A 21,979-nucleotide genomic window follows, 5' to 3' on the forward strand; every position below is an offset into this window, starting at 1 on the left:
AATCAATTGTCTTCAAGGGCGATTTTGGCTTGACGCTCAAGCCAACCGCCGGCCCCATCAGGTACGAGTTCGACCATCTCAATTCGGTCCTCGAAGACCGCCGTGATGCGACCATCGCTGAGTCCCATGTAGTTGCCCGGGCGGACCCGGTAGGTAACGCGGTCCGGCCCCATCACCAGGCCAATCACCGATTCGCCGGCGCCGATCGTGCCCACCATGTCCAGGCTGTCGAGCGGGAAGGCCTCGAGGACCTCCTTGCGGCGGTTCGGGTCAGGGCGCAGGCCATTCTCGCCGTCCTGGTCGGCGCTAGGCTGGCTGAACGGGTCGCGAAGGTTCTGCGCGGCGTACTCGAAGGTCTCGAACTGCTTCATCACCGGGAGCGGATCCAGCGGTGGCGCCGGGCGCGCCTTGACCTCGGCCACCCAGGCCTCGAGGTCGCGGCTGCCGCGGGTGCAGGCGGGAAGGGAAACCACGATCGCGGCCAGCAGCAGGCCGGTGGCGATCTTGCGGAAGTTCGGAGCAGCCATTACTTCACCTCCCCGGTGGAACCCGCGCCCGCAGCGGCTTCCTCATCCTCGTCCAGGTAACGGTAGGTCTTGACCGTGCCCTCCAGGACCAAGGTGGTGTCACCCTCGCCGCGCGGCTTCAGCTGGATGTCGTGCATGGTCATGATGACCACGCGCGGCAGCGAGGCCACGCCGCTGACGAAGGCGCCGAACTGGTGGTAGGTACCCACCATGCGCAGCGAAATCGGCTTCTCGGCGTAGAACTCGAGCTGCGTCTCGGCACCCGGCTGGAAAAGCTCGTTGTTGATGCCGCTGGCCAGCGCCGTCTGCGACACGTCGACGATCAGGTCGGGCATCTCGTTCTTGCTGGGCAGCTGGCGCAACATCTGCTGCAACATGACTTCCATCTGCGCGAGCTGCTGCTTGAGCGGCTCGAGGTTGGCGGCGCGGCCCTGCTTGCCCTGGAACTCTTCGCGCAGGGTCAGTTCGGTGCCTTCCTCGGTCTGCAGCGTCAGTCGCTGGTTGCTGACCTTGAAGTACCAGACCAGGCCGACGATCAGGACGATCAGCAGGACACAGGCGCCGACCTTGACCTGCAACGGCCAGGCGCCCGAGTTGTTGAAATCCAGGTTGCGGAGGTCGACTTTCTTGCTGCTCACGGTGCACCTCCGGCGGCGGCCGGCGCCGGGGCGGCCGCGGGCGCGGCTTCCTCTTCCACGGCGCTGGGATTCTTCAGGGTGACCTTGAGCGAGAACATGTTGGGCAAGCCTTTGTCGTCGCCCTTGGCCTCGATGATGCTCAGGTCCGGGCTGGCCATCCAGCCGGAGGCCTCCAGGTTGCGCATGTACGAGCTGACGCGTGCGTTGGACTGCGCGCGACCCTCGAGGGTCAGGGACTGGCCGTTCTGCTTGATCGAGTTCAGGCGCACGCCCTCGGGAATGGTCCGCACCAGTTCATCGAACAGGTGCACCATCTGCGACCGGCTGGCCTGCAGCTGCTCGATGACCTGCTTGCGGGCGAGCAGGTTGGCCTTCTTCTTGTCGAGCTCCTCGATCTCCGTGATCTGCTGGTCCACCAGGACGATCTGGTCGCGCAGGTACTGGTTTCGATTCTGCTGACCCTGGATCTGGCCGTTGTAGTACATGACGATGAGCAGGCTGATGGCAACGGCGACGACCGCCGCGAGGCCGAGCATGCTGACGAATTCCTTCTGGCGCAGCTTGCGCCGCTCTGCGCGCCAGGGAAGCAGGTTGATTCTGGCCATTAGTCGAAGCTCCTCAGGGCCAGGCCGCAGGCGATCATCAGCGCCGGGGCGTCCTGCGCCAGGGCGTGGGCCTGGACGCGGGGGCCGAGCGCCATGTTGGCGAGCGGGTTAGCGATGACGGTGGGCACGCCCAGCTGCTCCTCCACGAGGTTGGCGATGCCGGCGATCGACGCACAGCCGCCGGCCAGGACCACCTGGTCGACGCGGTTGAAGTCGCTGCCGGCGTAGAAGAACTGCAGCAGGCGGCTGACCTGCTGGACCAGCGCTTCCTTGAACGGCTCGAGTACCTCGACCTCGTAGCTCTCCGGCAGGCCGCCCTGGCGCTTGGCCAGGCCCGCTTCGTCGTAGCTCAGGCCGTAGCGGCGCATGACCTCGTCGGTCAGCTGCTTGCCGCCGAAGACCTGCTCGCGGGTGTAGATGCTGCGCTGGTTGCGCAGGACGTTCAGCGTGGTCATGGTCGCGCCGATGTCCACCAGGGCTACGATCGCGTCCTTGGGCACCGACAGCTGGTCGGCGACCAGTTTGAAGGCGTTCTCCATCGCGAAGGCCTCGACGTCGATGACCTTGGCGGTGAGGTTGCCCAGCTCCAGGGCCGACTGGCGGAGCTCGACGTTCTCGGTGCGGGAGGCGGCCAGCATGACCTGGACCATCTCCGGGTTGCTGGGCACCGGGCCCAGGACCTCGAAGTCGATGCTGACTTCGTCGATCGGGTACGGGATGTAGTTGGAGGCCTCGAGCTGGACCTGGTCCTCGAGGTCGTCCTCGTCCAGGTCACCCTGGATCGGGATGATCTTGGTGATCACGGACGAGCCCGAGACCGCGGCCGCGGCGTGCCGGGCCTTGGTACCGGAGCGGGCCACGGCCCGCTTGATCGCCTCGCCGACGGCCTCGACCTCGACGATGTTCTTCTCGACCACGGCATTGGGAGGCAGGGGCTCGACCGCGTAGTGCTCGACGCGGTAGCGCCCGCCCGACTCGGTGAGCTGCAGAAGCTTGACGGCCGTGGAACTGATGTCCAGGCCGACGAGCGGTGTCTTGGTATTTCCGAAAAGACCCACGGTTTCTCCCCTTCCGACGGGCGCTTACAAGCGATAGGTGCGCCGTTACATTAAATAACGAAAAATTGCCAAATGGCAATGCCCCCCCGTTTTTGGACGTCGGGACCCCTGTTCAGCTTGCTTTGCGCTCCCCTTCCTAGACGCATTCAGGTTCGGAAACCGGCCTCCCCCAAGGCGGCTCCCGTCCATGCCTCGTTCTATACTCCCTGCCCCACGTCGATGTAAACCTCGGGAGAGGCCCTGGATGGCCCGTTTTCTTCGCCTGCTGCGTCGGTTGCTTTACTTTTTCGCCGGCCTCGCCCTGCTGGGCATCCTGACCCTCGGGGTCCTCTACTGGCTCATCGCCCCCCGCCTGCCGGACGTGCAGGAGCTGCGCAACGTGCAGCTCCAGGTGCCCCTGAGCATCTATACCCGCGACGGCCAGCTGATCGCCCTGATCGGCGAGACCCGGCGCTTCCCGGTGGACATCGACGAGGTCCCGCTGCCGGTCAAGCAGGCCTTCATCGCGATCGAGGACGCGCGTTTCTACGAGCACCCGGGCATCGACTGGCGCGGCATCTCGCGCGCGGTCTGGCTTCTGGCGACCACCAGCGACCAGCGCGTCCCCGGCGGCAGCACCATCACCCAGCAGGTCGCCCGGCAGTTCTTCCTGAGCGCGGAGTATTCCTACTCCCGCAAGCTCACCGAGATCTTCCTGGCGCTGAAGATGGAGCGGGAGCTGTCCAAGGACGAGATCCTCGAGCTCTACCTCAACAAGAGCTTCTTCGGGAACCGCGCCTATGGCGTCGCCGCAGCGGCGGACTACTACTACGGCAAGTCGCTCGACGAACTGACCCTGGCGCAGGCGGCCACCCTGGCCTCGATCCCCAAGTTCCCGTCCAGCGGCAACCCGATCATCAACCCGGACCGCGCCCTGGTGCGCCGCAATTACGTGCTGCTGCGCATGCGCGAGGAAGGGATGATCACCGTGGAGCAGGAGCGTGCCGCGCAGGCGGCGCCGATGGACGCCAGCCCGCATGAGCCCAAGGTCGAAGTCGAGGCGCCCTACGTCGCCGAGATGGTGCGCGCCGAGATGGAGCAGCGCTACGGTGCCGAGGCCACCACCAGCGGCCTGAGCGTATACACCACGCTCGACGGCGCGCACCAGGCCGCCGCCGCGCAGTCGGTGCAGGCGGGCCTGCTGGAGTACGACCGCCGCCACGGCTACCGCGGCCCCGAGGCCCAGCTGGAGCTGGCCGAGGGCGAGGACGATACGGCGCTGCGCCAGCGTCTGCGCCAGTATCCGTCGCTGGGCGGGTTGCGGGCGGGCATCGTCACTGGTTTCGAGGGCGAGGCCGCCCGCCTGTTCGTGGCGGGCGCCGAGCCGGTGCTGCTCGACGCCAAGGCCACGCGCTGGGCCGGCAAGCCGCCGCGGCAGCTGCTCAAGCGCGGCGACGTGGTGCGCTACGCGGCGCTGCCGGTGGCGACGCCGGCCAAGCCCGCGGCCGATGCCGACGCGCCGCCGGCGGCGCCGGAATGGGTGCTGGCCCAGGTGCCGATCGCGCAGGCCGCCCTGGTGTCGCTGCAGCCGGAGGACGGCGCCATCCGCGCCCTGGTCGGCGGCTTCAGCTTCGGCCTGAACAAGTTCAACCGCGCCACCCAGGCCCAGCGCCTGCCGGGCTCGAGCTTCAAGCCGTTTGTCTACGCGGCGGCGTTCGAGCGGGGCTTCTCGCCGGCCAGCATCGTGCTCGACGCGCCGGTGGTCTTCCGCGACCGCGCCGGCAACGTCTGGCGCCCGCAGAACGACGCCGGCAACTTCGCCGGCCCGATGCGCCTGCGCGAGGCACTCGTGCAGTCGCGCAACCTCGTGTCGGTGCGGTTGCTCGACGCCATCGGCGTGGACTTCGCCAGCCGCTACATCACCCAGTTTGGCTTCAGCCAGGAAAGCCTGCCGCCGAACCTGTCGATGTCGCTGGGCACCTCCTCGCTGACGCCGCTGTCGATCGCGCGCGGCTACGCGGTGTTCTCCAACGGGGGCTATCGAATCGACCCCTGGTTCATCGACAAGGTGCTCGACCGCAACGGCCAGGTGCTGAGCCAGGCCAGCCCGGCGCGCGCCTGCCGCGGCTGCCCGGGCCGGGCCGCCGGCGAGACCCGCGCCACGACCGTGGTGGACGGCTTCGATTTCGGCAGCGCGCCGGCTCCCGTGGCCGCGCCCGAGGCCCCGGCGGCCACCGAGCCTGTGCCCGAGGGCGAGCTCGTGCTGGCGCCGCGCGCGATCGACGAGCGCACCGCGTTCCTGGTCCGCTCGCTGATGAAGGACGTGGTCAAGCGCGGCACCGCCACCGCCGCGCGCGTGCTCGAGCGCGAGGACATCGGCGGCAAGACCGGCTCGACCAACGATTACCGCGACGCCTGGTTCTCCGGCTTTGGCGGCGACCTGGTCACCACGGTCTGGGTCGGCAAGGACGACTTCAACCCGCTGGGCCGGGGCGAGTACGGCGGCCGCGCCGCACTGCCGATCTGGATCGGCTACATGCGCGCGGCACTCGATGGCGTGCCGGTGCAGGAGCCGGCGGTGCCGGCCGGCGTGGTGGTCGCCTCGGTGGACGCCGCCAGCGGGCGCATCGTGCCCGAGGGTACGCCCGGCTCGATCGTCGACTACTTCAAGGCCGAGGAATACGACCGCATCAGCAGCAGCGGCTTCGACCTCGATCCGGAGCTGAGCAACGAAGAGGCCTTCGACATCTTCTGAAGGCCCGGACGCCCGCCATGAGTCCCCGCCGCGAAGACGACCCCCGCACGCGCCAACGCCGGCAGCAGCTGGCGCAGGAGGCGGCGAGGCTGCTGGCGACCGGGGCTCAGCAGGATCCGGCCCGCGCCCTGCGCAAGGCCGCCGAGCGGCTCGGGATCCGCGACGAATCGGTGTTCCCCGGCGGCGACGAGATCCGCGAAGCGCTGCAGGCGCACCAGCGGCTGTTCGGCGGCGACGCCCCCTCCTCCCGACGCCAGGCCCTCCGGGAGGCCGCCCTGGAGGCGATGGCGTTCTTCACCGCCTTCGACCCGCGCCTGGCCGGCGCGGCGCTGGAGGGCCTGGTGGACGCCCACACGCCGGTCTGCCTGCACCTGCATGCCGATGACCCGGACGCGGTCGCCCACTTCCTGCACGACCAGCGCATACCTGCCGCGCAGGGCACGCGCCGCCTGCGGCTGTCGCGCGACCAGGCCACGCCCCTGCCCTGCTGGGAATTCGAAGCCGGCGGCATTGCCTTCGAGCTGTGGGTGCTGCCGGTGGCGGCCCTGCGCCAGGCGCCGCTGGAACCCCTCGAAGACCGCCCGATGCGCCGCGCCACCGCCAGCGCCCTCCGCCAACTAATCGCCACCGGCGACTGAAAGAAGAAGCGGCACCCGGCTCGTTTCCGTCCACCGTGGGATTCAGTCCCATGGTGGATGGAAACGAGCCGGGTGCCGCTTTGGTTCCTAGCTCAGCGCTTCTCGAGGGGGACGTAGTCGCGGTTGCCGGCGCCGGTGTAGATCTGGCGCGGGCGGCCGATCTTGGCCTCCGGGTCGGTCTGCTGTTCCAGCCAGTGCGAGACCCAACCGGCGGTGCGGGCGATGGCGAACATCACCGTGAACATCTCGGTCGGGATGCCCAGCGCCTTGTAGATGATGCCGGAGTAGAAGTCGACGTTCGGGTAGAGCTTGCGCTGGATGAAGTAGTCGTCCTTGAGCGCGGCCTCCTCCAGGCGCATCGCCACTTCCAGCATCGGGTCGTTGACGCCCAGGTCGGCGAGGACCTTGTGGCACATCTCGCGGATGATGGTCGCGCGCGGGTCGAAGTTCTTGTAAACGCGATGGCCGAAGCCCATCAGGCGGAAGCCCGAGTTCTTGTCCTTGGCGCGGTCGACGGCCTTGGCCACGTCTTCCGGGCGGCCGATCTCGGCCAGCATCTTCAGCACCGCCTCGTTGGCGCCGCCGTGCGCCGGGCCCCAGAGCGCGGCCACGCCCGCGGCGACGCAGGCGTAGGGGTTGGCGCCGGTGGAACCGACCAGGCGAACGGTCGAGGTGGAGGCGTTCTGCTCGTGGTCGGCGTGCAGGATGAACAGCAGGTCCAGCGCCTTGGCGGCGACCGGCTTGAGCATCAGCGGCTCGCTGGGCACCTCGAACATCATGTGCAGGAAGCGCTCGACGTACTCCAGGTTGTTGCGCGGGTAGCGCACCGGCCAGCCGATGGAATAGCGGTAGCAGGCAGCGGCGATGGTCGGGACCTTGGCCAGCAGGCGGATCGCGGCCATGCGGCGCTGCTCGGGATCCTCGAGGTCGAGGTCGCTGTGGTAGAAGGCGGCCAGCGAGCCGATCATGCCGCACAGCATCGCCATCGGATGCGCATCGTGCCGGAAGCCGCCAAGGAAGCCCTTGAAGGCCTCGTGCATCATCGTGTGGTGGGTGACCTCGTGCTCGAACTTGTCGAACTGGGCCGGCGTCGGCAGCTCGCCGTTCATCAGCAGGTAGCTGGTCTCGAGGAAGTTCGAGTGCTTGGCCAGCTGCTCGATCGGGTAGCCGCGGTAGAGCAGCACGCCCTCGTCGCCGTCGATGTAGGTCACCGCGCTGCGGCAGCTGGCGGTCGCCACGAAGCCGGGGTCGTAGGTGAACATGCCGGTTTCTTTCGGCAGGCGCGTGATGTCGACGCAAGGCGCGCCAAGGGTGCCGGAATAGACGGGAAGCTCGACGTTCTTGCCGGCGGCGTTGAGCACGACGCTCTTGTTGTCGGACACGGGCTGACTCCTTTCAGGGGGCGCAATCCGCATCCTCGAAGGGCTCTGGCGCGGCGTTCGCTGGTATCAAATCGAAGGCGCCGCCGGGGCGGTCACCATGCGCCGAAGTATCTCACAGCGCCCGCGGACAAGTCAGTGACGGGGGAATGAACCTTGGTCGGGGGGTCGCCAACGAAAAAGGCCGCCCGGGGGCGGCCTTTCCTCGCCTGGCCCGGGACGGGCCCGGGCGGCGCGCTTACTTGGCGTAGCGCTGGCGGAAGCGGTCGATGCGGCCGCCGGTGTCCATGACCTTCTGCTTGCCCGTGTAGAACGGGTGCGAGGCGGAGGTGATGTCGACCTTGATCAGGGCGTATTCCTTGCCGTCGGTCCACTTGATCGTCTCCTTCGAGGAGAGCGTGGAGCGGGTCAGGAAAGCGAAGTCGGAGGACAGGTCCTGGAAGACGACTTCTTTGTAGTTCGGATGGATGTCGGCCTTCATGGCAATTGCTCCGCCGGGTTTGCGTGGGGAAAGACCGGAATTATAGGCCGGGCCCGGGCTCCGTCGCAAGCCCGGGGCTCAGGCGCCCAGGGCGGCCCGGATCAGGGCCTCGAACCGGGCCTGGTCGAAGGCCATCACGATCCGGGCGTTGGCCGGGCGGCCGGTGCGCTGCTGCCAGTCCACCAGCGTGGCGCCGCGGCTGAGCCGGCCCTCCAGCTCCACCGCCAGGTAGCGCGATTCGGCCCGGGCCACGCCGTCCGGGTGCAGGGCCGCCGCCATGGCCAGGGCGTCGGCGCTGTGCCACAGGGCCCCGCGCTTGCCCTCGGACCACTGCCGGGTGAATCGGGAAATGCCGTCGTAGAACCGGGCCCGGTGGTCGCCCGAGCCCAGCCAGCCCTCGAAGTCCCGGTGCAGGAAGCCGTGCCGGACCACCGCCTCCCAGTCGGCCAGCTCGAAGGCCGGGAAGCCCCGGAACACCACGTCGGCGGCTTCGGGATCGAAGGCGATGTTGAATTCGGCCGGGATCGAGGTGTTGCCCTGCCCCGTCACCGCACCGCCCATCACGACCAGCCGGCCAACCCGCGACGGCAACGTCGGGTCCAAGCGCAGCGCCAGCGCCAGGTTGGTCAGCGGGCCCAGCGTGACCAGCAGCAGGCGCCCGGCGTATTCATGCGAGAAACGGAGGATGGCCAGCGCCGCATGCTCGGCCTCGGCCTGGCGCACGGCCGGCACGTAGCCGGTGTCGCCGAAGCCGTCCTGCCCGTGCACGTAGGCCGCGTCGGCCGCGTCATGCACCAGCGGCACCGGGCAGCCGGCGTAGACCGGCACGTCCACGCCCGCGACTTCGCAGAGCTTGAGGGCGTTGGCCACGGTGTGGCGCAGGCCGACGTTGCCGGCGGTGATGGTGAGGCCCAGCAGCCGGTGGCGCGGGTCGTGGAAGGCCATCAGCAGGGCCAGGGCGTCATCCACGCCCGGGTCGGTATCGATCAGCAGCGGGATGCGGTCGTCGGTCATGCCGCGATTATGCCGGCTCAGGCACCGGCGAAGCGTGCCGCGCCGCCCACCCAGCGCTGCACGAGGCGGTCCGCGATCCCCGGCGCCTCGGCCAGCAGCTGGTCCGCGGCGCGGTGCACCTCCGGCAGCAGGTCGGCGTCGCGCACCAGGTCGGCAACGCGGAAGCTGGCCAGGCCGGTCTGGCGCGTGCCCAGAAGTTCGCCCGGGCCGCGCAGCTCGAGGTCCTTCTCGGCGATCAGGAAGCCGTCGGTGCTGGCCCGCATCACCTCCAGCCGCTCGCGCGCCATCTGCGACAGCGGCGGCTTGAACATCAGCACGCAGCTCGACGCCGCCGCGCCGCGGCCCACGCGCCCGCGCAGCTGGTGCAGCTGGGCCAGCCCCAGCCGCTCGGCGTTCTCGATCACCATCAGGCTGGCGTTGGGCACGTCCACGCCGACCTCGATCACGGTGGTGGCCACCAGCAGGTTGAGCTCGCCGGCCTTGAAGGCGGCCATCACCGCCTGTTTCTCCGCGGGCTTCATGCGCCCGTGCAGCAGGCCCAGGCGAAGCTCGGGCAGCGCGGCACCCAACTGTTCGAAAGTGGTCTGCGCGGCCTGCGCCTCCACTTCCTCGCTGTCTTCGATCAGGGTGCAGACCCAGTAGGCCTGGCGGCCCTCGGCGCAGGCGGCGCGGATGCGCTCGACCACGTCGCCGCGGCGATCGCCGCTGATCGCCACGGTCTGCACCGGCGTGCGGCCCGGCGGCATTTCGTCGATCACCGACACGTCCAGGTCGGCATAGGCCGACATCGCCAGCGTGCGCGGGATCGGGGTGGCGGTCATCACCAGCTGGTGCGGCACCTGGGCGCCGCTCAGGCCCTTGTCGCGCAGCGCCAGCCGCTGGTGCACGCCGAACCGGTGCTGCTCGTCCACGATGGCCAGCGCCAGGCTCGAGAACACCACCTTGTCCTGCATCAGCGCATGCGTGCCCACGACCACCTGGGCGCGGCCCGAGGCGATCTCCTCGAGCACGGCCGCGCGCGCCTTGCCGGTGACCTTGCCGGCCAGCCACGCGACCTGCAGGCCCAGCGGCCCGAGCCAGGCCCGGAAGTTGGCCAGGTGCTGCTCGGCCAGCAGCTCGGTCGGCGCCATCAGCGCCACCTGGCGGCCGGCCTCGACCGCATTGGCGGCGGCCAGCGCCGCCACCACGGTCTTGCCGCTGCCAACGTCGCCCTGCACCAGCCGCAGCATCGGCTCCGGGCGCGCCATGTCCTGCGCCACTTCGGACAGCACGCGCTGCTGGGCGCCGGTGAGCTTGAACTTCAGGCCCGCGCGCAGGGCGGTGGCCAGCTTGCCCTTGGGACGAACCGGCATCGCGCCGTGCGCGCGCAGGGCGATGCGCTGGCGGCGCAGGCTGAGGTGGTGCGCCAGCAGTTCCTCCAGCGCCAGCCGGCGCTGCGCCGGATGGATGCCGAGCTCGAATTCGCGCAGGTCGGCATCGGGCGGCGGACGGTGCGCCGTCAGCAGCGCCTCGCGCAGCGTCGGCAGCTGCAGGCGCTGGCGCAGGCCGGCCGGCAGCAGCTCCAGCTCCTCCGCCGGCGGCAGCCGGCGGAGCGCCTCTCCCACGAGCCGCGACAGCGACTGCGGCCCCAATCCCTCGACCGCGGGATAGACCGGATCGAGCCGGTCGCGGACGACCGTGTCGCCTTCTTCGGCCAGCAGCTTGTAGCTGGGGTGCACCATTTCCAGCCCGTGCTGGCCGGGCCGCGCCTCGCCGTAGGCGAGGATGCGCCGTCCCGGCACGAACTGCGCCAACTGCGCCCGGTTGAAGTGGAAGAAGCGCAGCACCAGCCCCCCGAAGGAGCCGTCGCGGATCGCGACGCGCAGCATCGGCCGGAACCGGAAGCTGCGCTCCACCGCCTCCACCCGGCCTTCGACCTGGGCCGATACGCCTGGCTGCAGCGCGCCGATTGGTGTCACCCGGGTGCGGTCTTCATACCGCAGCGGCAGGTGCAGCCACAGGTCCTGCAGGCTCAGCAGGCCGCGCGCGGCGAGCTTTTCAGCCACTTTCGGGCCGACGCCCGGCAGCGCGGACAGGGCCTCGGCCCCGGACGGCGCCAGCGCCGGTTCCGGGCCGCGGGTGCTGCGGCGGCGCGGCGGCGCGGCCATCGTCTCAGCCGGTGACCAGGACCGCGTCGACCTCGACCCGCGCCCCCTTCGGCAGGCCGGCGACCTGGATGGTCGAGCGGGCCGGGTACGGCGCCTGGAAATACTCGGCCATCACCGCGTTCACCTGGGCGAAGTCGGACAGGTCCATCACGTAGATGCCGACCCGCACCACGCCGTCTAGCGAACCGCCCGCGGCCTCGCACACGGCCTTGAGGTTGTCGAACACGCGCCGGGTCTGGGTGCTGATGTCGCCGGTGACCAGCTCGCCGGTGGCCGGGTCGAGCGGGATCTGGCCCGACAGGTAGACGGTGCCGCCGGCGCGCACGGCCTGGGAATACGGCCCGATGGCGGCGGGGGCGCGCTCGGTGCTGATCGGATCGCGGGACATGGCGTGCCTCGTCAGGATGGGGAAGTGGGATTGTAGGAGCCGCGCGCCGCAGCGGCCAGACGACTCAGAGCCGCTGCACCCCGTGCACCACGCCCAGGCGGCGGATGCGGCGGATGACGTCGGCCAGGTGCTTGCGGTTGCGGACTTCGATCGCGAACTCCATCACCGACACCGCCACGTCGCGCTCGCGGTACTCGACCGCATCGATGTTGGAGTTGCTTTCGGCCACGGCGGCGGCGACCTGGGCCAGCACGCCGGGCTTGTTCTCGACCTCGATGCGCAGCGCCACCCGGTAGTCGCCCTCGACGTTGCGGTCCCAGGCCATCGGCACGCAGCGCTCGGGGAACTTGCGGTACTCGACCACGTTCGGGCAGTCCGTGCGGTGCACCACCACGCCCTTGCCGGCGCTGAGGTAGCCCATGATCTCGTCGCCCGGGATCGGGTGGCAGCAGGCCGCGAAGCTCAGCACGCCGCGCTCGCTGCCCGTGATCATGATTCGTTCGGAGGTGCCGGTGGGCAGGACGGCGCCGTCCAGCGGCAGCACGTCCTGGCCGTGCACCATCAGCCGCGCGACCTGCGCCGGCATGCGGTTGCCCAGGGCGATGTCGGCCAGCAGTTCTTCCAGCCGCCGGTAGCGCAGGTCGGCCAGCAGGTGCTCGATGCGGTCGGCCGGCACGCGGTCGAGCGAGCTCTCGAGCGCCTCCAGCGCGCGGTCCAGCATGCGGTGGCCAAGGTCGACCGCATCCTCGTGCTCGAGCCGCTTCAGGAAGTGCCGGATCGCGGTGCGCGCCTTGCTCGAGACCACGAACTCCAGCCACTGCGGGCCCGGCGTCGCCGAAGGCGCCGTGATGACCTCGACGCTCTGGCCGCTGCTGAGCTTGGTGCGCAGCGGCACCAGCTTCTTGTCAACGCGCGCGGCCACGGCATGGTTGCCGACGTCGGTATGGACGGCATAGGCGAAGTCGAGCGCGGTGGCGTTGCGCGGCAGCGCCAGGATGTCCCCCTTGGGCGTGAACAGGTAGACCTCGTCCGGGAACAGGTCGACCTTGACGTTCTCCAGGAACTCCAGCGACGAACCCGCGCTCTGCTGCGTGTCCATCAGGTTGCGCACCCAGTCCTGCGCACGCGCCTGCGCCGCGCTGCCGCCGGCGCCGGCGCTCTTGTAGACCCAATGCGCGGCGATGCCGCGCTCGGCCACGAGGTCCATGTCCTCGGTGCGGATCTGCACTTCCACCGGCGCGCCGTAGGGGCCGAACAGCACGGTGTGCAGGCTCTGGTAGCCGTTGGCCTTGGGGATGGCGATGAAGTCGCGGAAGCGCGCGTCCAGCGGCTTGTAGATCGAGTGCACGGCGCCCAGCGCGTGGTAGCACTGCATCACGGTGGGCACGACGATGCGGAAGCCAAAGACGTCGAGCACCTGCTCGAGGCTCTTGTTCTCCTGCTTCATCTTCGTATAGATGCTCCACGGCGACTTCACCCGGCTCACCAGGTGGTTGCGCAGGCCTTCCTGGGCCAGGCGCTGCGCCAGCTGCGCCTCGATCGTGGCCAGGGCTTCGCGCCGCATCACCGGCTGGGCCGCGATGCGCCGGGAAATCACCCGGTGCCGCATCGGGTGCAGGGCGCGGAAGCCCAGGTCCTGCAGCTCGGCCTTGATCTTGTTCATGCCCAGGCGCTGGGCGATGGGCGCGTAGATCTCCAGAGTCTCGCGGGCGATGCGGCGGCGCGACTCGGCGGCCATCGAATCGAGCGTGCGCATGTTGTGCAGGCGGTCGGCGAGCTTGATCAGGATCACGCGCAGGTCGCGCGCCATCGCCAGCATCATCTTGCGGAAGCTTTCCGCGGCGGCCTCCTGGCGGTCGCGGAAGTGGAGCTTGTCGAGCTTGGTGACGCCATCCACCAGCTCGGCGACGGTGACGCTGAACTCGCGCTCGATCTCGCTGCGCGGCAGCGGGGTGTCCTCGAGTGCATCATGCAGGATCGCGGCGCACAGCGTCTCGGCATCGAGCCGCAGCTCGGCCAGGATGCCGGCCACGGCCACCGGGTGGGTGATGTAGGCCTCGCCGCTCTTGCGCGTCTGGCCCTCGTGGGCGCGCGCGCCAATCTCGTAGGCGCGCCGGACCTGGCGCACCTGGTCCGGCGGCAGGTAGTCGGCCAGCCGCTTCTCGAGCGCCAGCACGGCGTCCGGACACGGATCCGGGCCGATGTCGGCGACTTTCTGCGGCTTGGTGAAGGAAGACATGCAGCCAGACTACGCGGGGCCGGGAAACCCATCAATGCCGCGGCTTTCGGGCCCGTGAACGAACTGTGGGAGGGAATGTAGGAGGGCCTTCAGGCCCGAAGCTTCTTGGCGAAGACCTTCGGGCCTGAAGGCCCTCCTACATTCCCTCCCACGGAGGGTTGGGCGAGGGGCAGGACCCCTCGCGCCGGACTCAGAGGTCGTCGCCGCCCTTGGACAGGTCGTCGTCGACGACTTCCGCGGCGGCCCATTCCAGCGCCTCGCGCTCGGCACGCTCGCGCTCGGCCTTCTCGACGTCGTCGATCAGCTGCTGGTCGATCTTGCGGGCGGCGATCTCGCGCAGGGCCAGCACGGTCGGCTTGTCCTGGTGCTCGCTGTTGTCGAGGGTCGGCTCGACGCCCTTGGCCAGCTGGCGGGCGCGCTTGGACGCCATCAGGACCAGCTCGAAGCGGTTGTCGACGACGGACAGGCAGTCTTCCACGGTGATGCGGGCCATTGGATCTCCTCACCGAAGGCTGCCCGGCCGGGGCGCCTACGGAAAATCAAGGGGTTACGCGAACCGCGCATTCTACGCCCGGGCCGGGGGGCGGCGCAAATGGCTTCCTCGGTCGACGCCGGGCCGGCCGCCCGGTGGCCGGGGCGCGGCCCGGCCGCCCGGGCCCCAGTCAGGCCAGCAAGTCGCGGATCAGCGAAGCGTGCCGGGTGGCCTGGGCGGCGCGCCTGAGGCGCTGGGCCACGAAGATGGCCCGCAGCTCGGCCGCGGCGGCATCGAAATGTTCGTTGACGATGACGTAGTCGAACTCGTCGTAGTGCGACATCTCCTCCCGGGCCGCCGCCAGGCGCCGGGCGATGGTCTCCTCGCTGTCCTGGCCGCGGTTGCGCATCCGGGTCTCGAGGGCGTCCTTTGACGGCGGCAGGATGAACACGCTCAGGCAGTCGGGCATCTTCTCGCGCACCTGGCGGGCGCCCTGCCAGTCGATCTCCAGCAGCACGTCCTTGCCGGCCGCCAGCTGCGGCTCCACCGACTGCCGGGCGGTCCCCTTGTAGTCGCCGTGCACCAGCGCGTGCTCGAAGAAATCGCCGGCGGCGATCATCCGCTCGAACTCGGCCTTGTCCACGAAGTGATAGTGCTGGGCGTGGCGCTCGCCCGGCCGCGGCGCGCGCGAAGTGAAGGAGATCGACAGCGCGATGCCCGGCTCCTTCGCCAGCACCGCGTTGACCAGGCTGGACTTGCCGGCGCCCGAGGGCGCCGCGACGACGTAGAGGGTGCCGCGGATCGTGTTCATTCGAGGTTCTGCACCTGTTCGCGCAGCTGTTCGATCAGGACCTTGAGCTCCACCGCCGCCTGCGTGGTGCGGCTGTCCACGGACTTCGAGCCCAGGGTGTTGGCCTCGCGGTTGAACTCCTGCATCAGGAAGTCGAGCCGGCGGCCCACGGCCTCGGGCAGGGCGAACACGCGCCGGGCCTCGGCGACGTGGCTGGCGAGGCGGTCGAGCTCTTCGTCCACGTCGATCTTCTGCAGGTTCAGCACCACTTCCTGCTCCAGCCGGCCCGGATCGAGCGGCAGCTTGAGGTCGGCCAGCTTCGCATCGAGCTTGGCCCGCAGCGCGGCGCGGATCTCCGGCAGCCATTCGCGGACCTGGCGGGTGATGCGCTCGATGCCATCCACGCGCTCGGCCATCACCGCCGCCAGCTTGGCGCCCTCGCGCTCGCGGGCGGCGACGAATTCGGCCAGGGTCTCGTCCAGCAGGGCCAGGGCCTCGGCCTGCAGGCCAGCCTGGTCCAGGGCGTCTTCCTCGACCACGCCGGGGAAGCGCAGCAGCTCGGTGAATTCGGTGCGCAGGCCGGGGAATCGCCCGTCCATGGCCTGGGCCGACGCGGCCAGCTGGTCCAGCAGGCCCTGGTTGATGCGCAGGTCGGCGCGGCCACCGGCGGAAGGCCGGAACCGCAGCACCAGGTCGACCTTGCCGCGCGAGACCTTCTGGGCGACGCGCTCGCGCAGGGCCGGCTCGATCGCGCGCAGCTCCTCGGGGGCGCGCACGCTGAGCTCGTGGTAGCGATGGTTCACCGCGCGCAGCTCGCAGCCCAGCGTGCCGCCGGTGGCGGCGCGCTCGCAGGCGGCGAAGGCAGTCATGCTGCGGATCATGGGCGGTCCCGGGTCTGGAGGGGTCGAATGGTAATCTAGCCGGCCAAAGATTGCCGGATGTGCCCCATGACCAGCTCCCCCCGCCCCGACGGCCGCGCCCCCGACCAGCTGCGCGCCGTCCGCATCGAGCGCAACTACACCAAGCATGCCGAGGGCTCGGTGCTGGTCTGCTTCGGCGACACCAAGGTGCTGTGCACCGCCAGCATCGACAACAAGGCGCCGGGCTTCCTGCGCGGCAAGGGCGAAGGCTGGGTCACGGCCGAGTACGGCATGCTGCCGCGCGCCACCAACACCCGCAACGACCGCGAGGCCGCGCGCGGCAAGCAGGGCGGCCGCACGCTGGAAATCCAGCGCCTGATCGGCCGCGCGCTGCGCGCCTGCATCGACCGCAAGGCCCTCGGCGAGCGCACCATCACCCTCGACTGCGACGTGCTGCAGGCCGACGGCGGCACCCGCACCGCGGCGATCACCGGCGCCTACGTGGCGCTGTGCGACGCGATCTCGGTGCTCAAGGCCCGCGGCGACATCACCCGCGACCCGATCCTGGGCGCGGTGGCGGCGGTCTCGGTCGGCATCTGCCAGGGCGTGCCGGTGCTCGACCTCGACTACCGCGAGGACAGCACCTGCGACACCGACATGAACGTCGTGATGAACGACGGCGGCGGTTTCATCGAGGTCCAGGGCACGGCCGAGGGCCACGCCTTCCGCCGCCCCGAACTCGACGCCCTGCTCGCCCTGGCCGAAAAGGGCATCGCCGAACTCGTCTCCCTGCAGCGCGCCGCCTTGGCGGGCTAGTTTTTTTGCCACGGATGAACACCTGACCCACACACGATGCCTAGACAACTGGTCCTCGCGACATCGAACAAGGGCAAGCTCGCGGAGCTGCAGCCGCTGTTGGCGGATGCGGGCCATGCGCTGGTGTCGCAGGGCGAGTTGGCGGTGGAGGATGCGGTCGAGGATGGCCTGACCTTCATCGAGAACGCCATCCTGAAGGCGCGGCATGCGTGCGCGGCGACCGGGCTGCCGGCGCTGGCGGACGATTCGGGGCTGGTGGTGGACGCGCTCGGCGGCGAGCCGGGCCTTTACAGCGCGCGCTATGCCGGCGTGCATGGCGATTCCGCGGCCAACATCGCCCGGCTGCTCGAGCGCATGCAGGGGCTCGAGGGCGAGCAGCGGCGGGCGCACTTTTACTGCGTGATCGTGCTGATGCGGCACGCCCGCGACCCGCAGCCGCTGGTGGTCGAGGGGCGATGGCCAGGCTATGTGCTGGAGGCGCCGCGCGGCGACGGCGGCTTTGGCTATGACCCGGTGTTCCTGGATCCGGTGCAGCAGCACACCGCGGCCGAGCTCGACCCGGCGCTGAAGAACCGGATCAGCCACCGCGGGCTCGCGCTGGCCGCGCTCCGCGCGCGGCTGCACGAGCTGTGAGCACGCTCATCCCGCCGCCGCTGTCGCTGTACATCCACATCCCTTGGTGCGTGAAGAAATGCCCGTATTGCGACTTCAATTCGCACGGGCAGAGCGGCGCGCTGCCGGTGGACGACTACATCGCCGCGCTGGTGCGCGACCTGGAGCAGGACCTGCCGCTGGTGTGGGGCCGCACGGTGCACAGCGTGTTCTTCGGCGGCGGTACGCCCAGCCTGTTCGCGCCCGATGCGATCGGCGCCATCCTCGACGCCTGCTCGTCGCGGCTGCGCTTCGCGCCGGGCGCCGAGATCACGACGGAGTGCAATCCGGGCACCGCCGAGCACGGCCGCTTCGAGCAGTACCGCGCCGCCGGCGTGAACCGCATCAGCTTCGGCATCCAGAGCTTCGACGACGGCTGCCTGCAGCGCCTGGGCCGCATCCACGGCAGCGCCGAGGCCGAGCGCGCGGTGAAGCTGGCCCAGGACGCCGGCTACGACAACCTCAACCTGGACCTGATGTACGCCCTGCCCGGCCAGGACCTGGCGATGGCGCTGCACGACATCGAGCGCGCGATCGCGCTGCAGCCCGCGCACCTCTCGCACTACCAGCTGACGATGGAGCCCAACACCGCCTTCGCGGTGAAGCCGCCCGAGGGCCTGCCCGGCGAGGACGACGCCTGGGACATCCAGGAGCGCTGCATCGAGGCGATGGCCGCCGCCGGCTATGCCCAGTACGAGGTCTCGGCCTATGCCCGCGAAGGCCGGCAGTGCGCGCACAACCTCAACTACTGGCGCTTCGGCGACTACCTCGGCATCGGCGCCGGCGCCCACGGCAAGATCAGCTCGGGCGCCAGCGGCGAAGTGCGCCGCCGCTGGAAACCCAAGAACCCGCGCGACTTCATCGCCCACGCCGGCACCGCACGCGGCATTGGCGGCGACGATCCGATCGCGCCGACGGGCCTGCCCTTCGACTACATGCTCAATGCATTGCGGCTCGTCGAAGGCTTCCGCCTGTCGGACTTCGAGTCGCGCACCGGCCTGGACCGCCAGGTCATCGCCGCCGAGCTCCAGCACGCGCGCGTCCTCGGCTGGCTCGAGCAGGACGGGGAGCATTGGCGGCCGACGGAGCTGGGGCGGCGGTTTACGAATGATGTGATTGGCTTGTTCCTGGGCTGACGACGGGAACGCGGCAACTGGCGGGCAGTCACCAGTAAGGAGGCAACTAGTGAGGAGGAAATAGGAACTAGCAAGTGCCCGGATCCGGCTTTTCACTAGTTCCTGGTTCCTCTTCACTGGCTCCTCGCCCCGCTCGCTCCCCGTTCACCCGCCACTCCCACACCCCCCGCTACCCTCTCCCCATGCTCGACACCATCACCTTGACCTGCCCGCACTGCGGCGAGACTTTCGAAACCGTGGCCGATCCCTCGGCCGGCGACGCCGAGTACGTCGAGGACTGCTACGTCTGCTGCCGGCCCATCACCGTCCGGCTGCGGGTCGGCGGCGACGGCGAGCTCGACGGCTACGACGCCGACCGCGACGACTGACCCCGTCTTGATCTAGAATTCACCCGCCCCAGGTGTTCGGGAAGCCGGTCCAACTCCGGCACTGCCCCCGCAACGGTAGGCCAGAATCCCCTCCAGCAAGCCACTGTGCCCCCGGGCATGGGAAGGCGGACGGGAGGCGAGGTGCCCCGCGCACCCCGCCGCTGGCGAGTCCGGAGACCGGCCTGGTGCTTGGCCACCCACCAGGGGTGGCCACCACGGCACGTTGCGGAGGGCGACGGGGCAGCGTCATGGCCTGCGCCCGTCCGCGCCCGGCCGCGTCGTTTCCCCGGACCACCCCGCGCGTGCTTCCCGCGGGTGAGCGTTCCAGGAGAAACCATCAGATGAACCCCGTTGCACGCCAGTCCGCGCTTTGCGCGGCGATTTCCCTCTTGCTGTCCCCCGCCGCCGCCCTGGCCCAGGACGCGGCCACGCTGGACGCCGTCCAGGTCACCGCGACCCGCATCGAGCGCCCGCTCGACGAAGCCCTGGCTTCGGTCACCGTGATCACGCGCCAGGACATCGAGGCCAGCCAGGCGCCGGACCTGATCGACCTGCTCGGCCGCCAGGCCGGCATCGACGTCGCCCGCACCGGCGGCCCGGGCGGCGGCAGCGCCCTGTTCCTGCGCGGCAGCAATTCGAACCAGAGCCTGATCCTGGTCGACGGCATCCGCGTCACCTCGACCGGCCAGGGGGTGTTCGACTTCGCCCACCTGCCGCTGGAGCAGATCGAGCGGATCGAGATCGTGCGCGGCCCGCGCGCGTCCATGTGGGGCTCGGATGCGATCGGCGGCGTGGTCCACATCTTCACCCGCGACCCGTCGGCGCCGTCCGCGCGCGTCTCCGCGGGCAGCTACGGCCGGGTCGGCGCCAGCGCCGCGATCGGCACCGGCGACAGCCGCCGCGGCTTCGGCATCACCGCCGGCGTCCAGCGCCTGCGCGGCTTCTCGGCCACCAACCCGAACTCGGTGTTTTCCTACGATCCCGACGACGACGGCTACCGCAACCGCAACCTCAGCCTGCGCGGCCGCACCGCCGTCGGCAGCCAGGTGCTGTCGTTCAACGCCATCGCCACCGACGCCGAGGTCGAGTTCGACCGCGGCGTCACCGATGCCCGCAATGCCTCCGGCGGCGTGACCCTGGCCGGCGAACTCGCCGCGCACTGGAGCCACCAGTTCACCCTCGGCCACGCCCGCGAGGACCTCGACACCGCGGGTTCCTTCCCCAACGCCTTCCGCAGCCGCCGCAGCAGCGCCGACTGGCTGCACACGCTGGCCATGGGCGAAGACGCCTCCCTGCGCTTCGGCCTGAACTGGCAGCGGGAGAACGGCGAATCGGAAAACGCCTTCAACGGCCTGCTGTTCGACGACACCCGCCGCAGCCAGGCCGCCTTCATCGGTTACGGCGGCCGCTTCGGCCGGCACGTGCTCGACCTGTCGCTGCGCCGCGACCACAGCAACCAGTACGGCGGCGTCACCACCGGCAATGCCGGCTGGGGCGTCGACCTGGGCGACCGCGTGCAGTGGCGCCTGTCCTGGGGCGAGGGCTTCCGCGCGCCGAACTTCAACGAGCTCTACTACCCCGACACCGGCTTTGGCTTCGCCGGCAACCCGGACCTGCGGCCGGAGCATTCACGCACCTGGGAAACCGGCCTGGCCTACACGCCGGCAGCCGGCCAGCGGCTGGAGCTGTCGGTCTACCGCACCCGCGTGCGCGACCTGGTCGCGTTCGCCGCGCCGCTCACCAACAACGCCATCAACATCAACCGCGCCGCGCTCGAGGGCGTGGAGCTGGGCTATCGCTTCGACCGCGGCGGCTGGAGCGGCGGCGGCAACCTGACCTGGCAGGACGCGATCGACGCCGGCGCCGGCCAGCCCCTGCTGCGCCGGGCCAAGCGCAAGGCGCACGTCGACCTGGGGCATGCCTGGGGCAACGGGCTCTCACTGGCGCTGGAGGGAGATTATTTCTCGGGTCGCCCCGATTTCGGCGCCCGCCTGCCCTCGCACGCCCTCGCGCACTTGCGCCTGGCCTGGCAGTTCAGCCCGGCCTGGCGCCTCGAGGGCCGGCTGGAAAACCTCGCCGATCGCGACTATGAACTGGTCCGCGGCTACAACACCCCCGGCCGCAGCGGCCTGGTCAGCCTGGTCTGGAACGGGAGGTAAGGCCTCGCCGGGCCAGTCCCCCGGACTGGCCCGGCCCTATGCGCGGGGCCACGCGTGTGCCTAGAATCGCGCTGGGGAATTCACACGGAGCGCCGCATGCCCGCATCGGCCATACCTCCGCACGCGTCCGCACCGACGCTTGCGACGCGGCCATTGCCTGATCGAGTCCGCGGGCTGTTGGGCGGCATCCTCGAGTATTCCTCCGACGAGATCGAGCGCACGCTGGTCTCGACGCTCAACGAATTCGAGCAGCAGCTCTTCAAGTTCGCCGAACAGGCGCGCAGCAACATGGTCCAGACCCGCTGGCTCGAAGCCCAGCGCCTGGTCAAGCGCACCCGCCCCGACCTGGTGCCGCGCTTCCTGATCGCGCTCGAGGCCGAGCTGGCCTGCATCAAGGATCCGCCGGGGGCGAAATCCATCACCGGCGGCTTCCGGCTGACCCGTGACGAGCTGTCCCTGGTCGAGAACCTCGACATGGACGAAGCCACCGTCCTGGCCGAGATCGCCAGCCGGGCCGAGGTCCGCAACAGCCTGCCGCTGTACCTGCTGGGCCAGCGCTTCGGCGTGCTGGCCGGCAAGCCGGCCTTCGACGCCGAGAACGTGCCGATCGGCCCGCAGGCGCTGTGCCGCATGCTGCGCCAGGCCGCCGACTGCCTCGAGCTCGCGGGCGAGCACCGCAGCCTGCTGTTCCGGACCTTCGAACGGCACCTGATGCCGCTCTACGGCGGCTTCATCGAATCGGTGAACACCTACCTCTCTCGCAACGGGGTGCTGCCGAACCTGCATTACGTGCCGGTGCGCGCGCGCCCGGCCAGCGGCCCGTCCGCCAAGGCCCGGCCGGCCGGCGACGGCGCGGCCACCGGCACCGCGGGTGCCGGC

General features: G+C 70.0%; 21 protein-coding genes and 1 riboswitch. Of the genes, 8 read left to right on the forward strand and 13 right to left on the reverse strand.

The features are described from left to right. Positions 1-2: 2 nt before the first annotated feature. Genes Q0C12_RS02005 through Q0C12_RS02020 form a run of 4 tightly spaced genes read right to left on the reverse strand, consistent with a single transcriptional unit; the run spans position 3 to position 2,828 of the window. On the reverse strand, positions 3-527 hold the full coding sequence (locus Q0C12_RS02005) for a pilus assembly protein PilP (protein WP_290885486.1): 525 nt from the start codon (positions 525-527) through the stop codon (positions 3-5). After that, on the reverse strand, positions 527-1,165 hold the full coding sequence (pilO, locus tag Q0C12_RS02010) for a type 4a pilus biogenesis protein PilO (RefSeq protein WP_290885488.1): 639 nt from the start codon (positions 1,163-1,165) through the stop codon (positions 527-529). The genes Q0C12_RS02005 and pilO overlap by 1 nt, the downstream gene beginning before the upstream one ends. Further along, positions 1,162-1,770, reverse strand: a complete 609-nt coding sequence (locus tag Q0C12_RS02015) for a PilN domain-containing protein (RefSeq protein WP_290885491.1) — start codon at positions 1,768-1,770, stop codon at positions 1,162-1,164. Before Q0C12_RS02015 ends, pilO begins: the two co-directional genes overlap by 4 nt. Further along, the gene (locus Q0C12_RS02020) at positions 1,770-2,828 is read right to left on the reverse strand and encodes a pilus assembly protein PilM (RefSeq protein WP_290885494.1); all 1,059 of its coding nucleotides are present in this window, start codon (positions 2,826-2,828) and stop codon (positions 1,770-1,772) included. Before Q0C12_RS02020 ends, Q0C12_RS02015 begins: the two co-directional genes overlap by 1 nt. Positions 2,829-3,072: 244 nt before the next feature. On the opposite strand from Q0C12_RS02020, the gene Q0C12_RS02025 reads away from it, so the two are divergent. After that, the gene (locus Q0C12_RS02025; protein ID WP_290885497.1) at positions 3,073-5,562 is read left to right on the forward strand and encodes a penicillin-binding protein 1A; all 2,490 of its coding nucleotides are present in this window, start codon (positions 3,073-3,075) and stop codon (positions 5,560-5,562) included. Positions 5,563-5,579: 17 nt separating this feature from the next. Further along, positions 5,580-6,200, forward strand: coding sequence for a hypothetical protein (locus Q0C12_RS02030; RefSeq protein WP_290885500.1), 621 nt, complete (start codon positions 5,580-5,582; stop codon positions 6,198-6,200). Positions 6,201-6,292: 92 nt separating this feature from the next. Here Q0C12_RS02030 and Q0C12_RS02035 read toward each other — a convergent pair whose 3' ends face one another. The 9 genes from Q0C12_RS02035 to Q0C12_RS02075 form a co-directional block, all read right to left on the reverse strand. Beyond that, positions 6,293-7,582, reverse strand: a complete 1,290-nt coding sequence (locus Q0C12_RS02035) for a citrate synthase (RefSeq protein ID WP_290885503.1) — start codon at positions 7,580-7,582, stop codon at positions 6,293-6,295. A 235-nt stretch (positions 7,583-7,817) separates the two neighbouring features. Beyond that, positions 7,818-8,060: a type B 50S ribosomal protein L31 gene (locus Q0C12_RS02040; RefSeq protein WP_034214594.1), complete on the reverse strand. Its 243-nt coding sequence runs from the start codon at positions 8,058-8,060 to the stop codon at positions 7,818-7,820. A 78-nt stretch (positions 8,061-8,138) separates the two neighbouring features. Further along, positions 8,139-9,074, reverse strand: coding sequence for a nucleoside hydrolase (locus Q0C12_RS02045; RefSeq protein ID WP_290885508.1), 936 nt, complete (start codon positions 9,072-9,074; stop codon positions 8,139-8,141). Positions 9,075-9,091: 17 nt separating this feature from the next. Continuing rightward, positions 9,092-11,221, reverse strand: a complete 2,130-nt coding sequence (gene recG / locus Q0C12_RS02050) for an ATP-dependent DNA helicase RecG (RefSeq protein WP_290885510.1) — start codon at positions 11,219-11,221, stop codon at positions 9,092-9,094. A gap of 4 nt (positions 11,222-11,225) precedes the next feature. Then, on the reverse strand, positions 11,226-11,609 hold the full coding sequence (locus Q0C12_RS02055; RefSeq protein WP_290885513.1) for a RidA family protein: 384 nt from the start codon (positions 11,607-11,609) through the stop codon (positions 11,226-11,228). Between the two features lie 64 nt (positions 11,610-11,673). Beyond that, positions 11,674-13,848 carry a bifunctional (p)ppGpp synthetase/guanosine-3',5'-bis(diphosphate) 3'-pyrophosphohydrolase gene (locus Q0C12_RS02060; protein ID WP_290885516.1) on the reverse strand — a complete coding sequence of 725 codons (2,175 nt, stop codon included), beginning with the start codon at positions 13,846-13,848 and terminating at the stop codon, positions 11,674-11,676. A gap of 190 nt (positions 13,849-14,038) precedes the next feature. Then, positions 14,039-14,341 carry a DNA-directed RNA polymerase subunit omega gene (gene rpoZ, locus Q0C12_RS02065; protein ID WP_290885517.1) on the reverse strand — a complete coding sequence of 101 codons (303 nt, stop codon included), beginning with the start codon at positions 14,339-14,341 and terminating at the stop codon, positions 14,039-14,041. A gap of 169 nt (positions 14,342-14,510) precedes the next feature. Beyond that, the gene (gmk, locus tag Q0C12_RS02070; protein WP_290885539.1) at positions 14,511-15,122 is read right to left on the reverse strand and encodes a guanylate kinase; all 612 of its coding nucleotides are present in this window, start codon (positions 15,120-15,122) and stop codon (positions 14,511-14,513) included. Between the two features lie 5 nt (positions 15,123-15,127). Next, positions 15,128-15,991, reverse strand: a complete 864-nt coding sequence (locus Q0C12_RS02075) for a YicC/YloC family endoribonuclease (protein WP_290885519.1) — start codon at positions 15,989-15,991, stop codon at positions 15,128-15,130. A gap of 66 nt (positions 15,992-16,057) precedes the next feature. On the opposite strand from Q0C12_RS02075, the gene rph reads away from it, so the two are divergent. The 6 genes from rph to Q0C12_RS02105 all read left to right on the forward strand — a co-directional run. Next, positions 16,058-16,786 (forward strand): ribonuclease PH, encoded by a 729-nt coding sequence (gene rph, locus Q0C12_RS02080; RefSeq protein WP_290885520.1) that lies wholly within the window; start codon positions 16,058-16,060, stop codon positions 16,784-16,786. A gap of 36 nt (positions 16,787-16,822) precedes the next feature. After that, positions 16,823-17,419: an RdgB/HAM1 family non-canonical purine NTP pyrophosphatase gene (gene rdgB / locus Q0C12_RS02085; RefSeq protein WP_290885523.1), complete on the forward strand. Its 597-nt coding sequence runs from the start codon at positions 16,823-16,825 to the stop codon at positions 17,417-17,419. Beyond that, positions 17,416-18,573, forward strand: coding sequence for a radical SAM family heme chaperone HemW (gene hemW, locus Q0C12_RS02090; protein WP_290885526.1), 1,158 nt, complete (start codon positions 17,416-17,418; stop codon positions 18,571-18,573). Before rdgB ends, hemW begins: the two co-directional genes overlap by 4 nt. Positions 18,574-18,755: 182 nt before the next feature. After that, positions 18,756-18,941 carry a CPXCG motif-containing cysteine-rich protein gene (locus Q0C12_RS02095; protein WP_290885529.1) on the forward strand — a complete coding sequence of 62 codons (186 nt, stop codon included), beginning with the start codon at positions 18,756-18,758 and terminating at the stop codon, positions 18,939-18,941. A 13-nt stretch (positions 18,942-18,954) separates the two neighbouring features. Continuing rightward, positions 18,955-19,142: riboswitch (cobalamin riboswitch) on the forward strand. Between the two features lie 140 nt (positions 19,143-19,282). Further along, entirely contained in the window at positions 19,283-21,100 is a 1,818-nt protein-coding gene (locus Q0C12_RS02100) for a TonB-dependent receptor (RefSeq protein WP_290885532.1), read from the forward strand. 153 nt (positions 21,101-21,253) lie between these two features. Next, positions 21,254-21,979: DUF1631 family protein (locus Q0C12_RS02105; protein ID WP_290885534.1), on the forward strand; the 726-nt coding region annotated here is incomplete at its 3' end.

The organism is Arenimonas sp., assembly GCF_022842045.1.
Classification (GTDB): domain Bacteria; phylum Pseudomonadota; class Gammaproteobacteria; order Xanthomonadales; family Xanthomonadaceae; genus Arenimonas.

Excerpts from the sequence above, each read along its gene's own strand:
- rpoZ (WP_290885517.1), bottom strand. The coding sequence starts at position 14,341 with ATGGCCCGCATCACCGTGGAAGACTGCCTGTCCGTCGTCGACAACCGC.
- rph (WP_290885520.1), top strand. The coding sequence starts at position 16,058 with ATGACCAGCTCCCCCCGCCCCGACGGCCGCGCCCCCGACCAGCTGCGC.
- Q0C12_RS02045 (WP_290885508.1), bottom strand. The coding sequence starts at position 9,074 with ATGACCGACGACCGCATCCCGCTGCTGATCGATACCGACCCGGGCGTG.
- Q0C12_RS02025 (WP_290885497.1), top strand. The coding sequence starts at position 3,073 with ATGGCCCGTTTTCTTCGCCTGCTGCGTCGGTTGCTTTACTTTTTCGCC.
- Q0C12_RS02095 (WP_290885529.1), top strand. The coding sequence starts at position 18,756 with ATGCTCGACACCATCACCTTGACCTGCCCGCACTGCGGCGAGACTTTC.
- rdgB (WP_290885523.1), top strand. The coding sequence starts at position 16,823 with ATGCCTAGACAACTGGTCCTCGCGACATCGAACAAGGGCAAGCTCGCG.
- recG (WP_290885510.1), bottom strand. The coding sequence starts at position 11,221 with ATGGCCGCGCCGCCGCGCCGCCGCAGCACCCGCGGCCCGGAACCGGCG.
- Q0C12_RS02040 (WP_034214594.1), bottom strand. The coding sequence starts at position 8,060 with ATGAAGGCCGACATCCATCCGAACTACAAAGAAGTCGTCTTCCAGGAC.
- Q0C12_RS02015 (WP_290885491.1), bottom strand. The coding sequence starts at position 1,770 with ATGGCCAGAATCAACCTGCTTCCCTGGCGCGCAGAGCGGCGCAAGCTG.
- Q0C12_RS02075 (WP_290885519.1), bottom strand. The coding sequence starts at position 15,991 with ATGATCCGCAGCATGACTGCCTTCGCCGCCTGCGAGCGCGCCGCCACC.
- Q0C12_RS02005 (WP_290885486.1), bottom strand. The coding sequence starts at position 527 with ATGGCTGCTCCGAACTTCCGCAAGATCGCCACCGGCCTGCTGCTGGCC.
- Q0C12_RS02030 (WP_290885500.1), top strand. The coding sequence starts at position 5,580 with ATGAGTCCCCGCCGCGAAGACGACCCCCGCACGCGCCAACGCCGGCAG.
- Q0C12_RS02100 (WP_290885532.1), top strand. The coding sequence starts at position 19,283 with ATGAACCCCGTTGCACGCCAGTCCGCGCTTTGCGCGGCGATTTCCCTC.
- Q0C12_RS02060 (WP_290885516.1), bottom strand. The coding sequence starts at position 13,848 with ATGTCTTCCTTCACCAAGCCGCAGAAAGTCGCCGACATCGGCCCGGAT.
- Q0C12_RS02055 (WP_290885513.1), bottom strand. The coding sequence starts at position 11,609 with ATGTCCCGCGATCCGATCAGCACCGAGCGCGCCCCCGCCGCCATCGGG.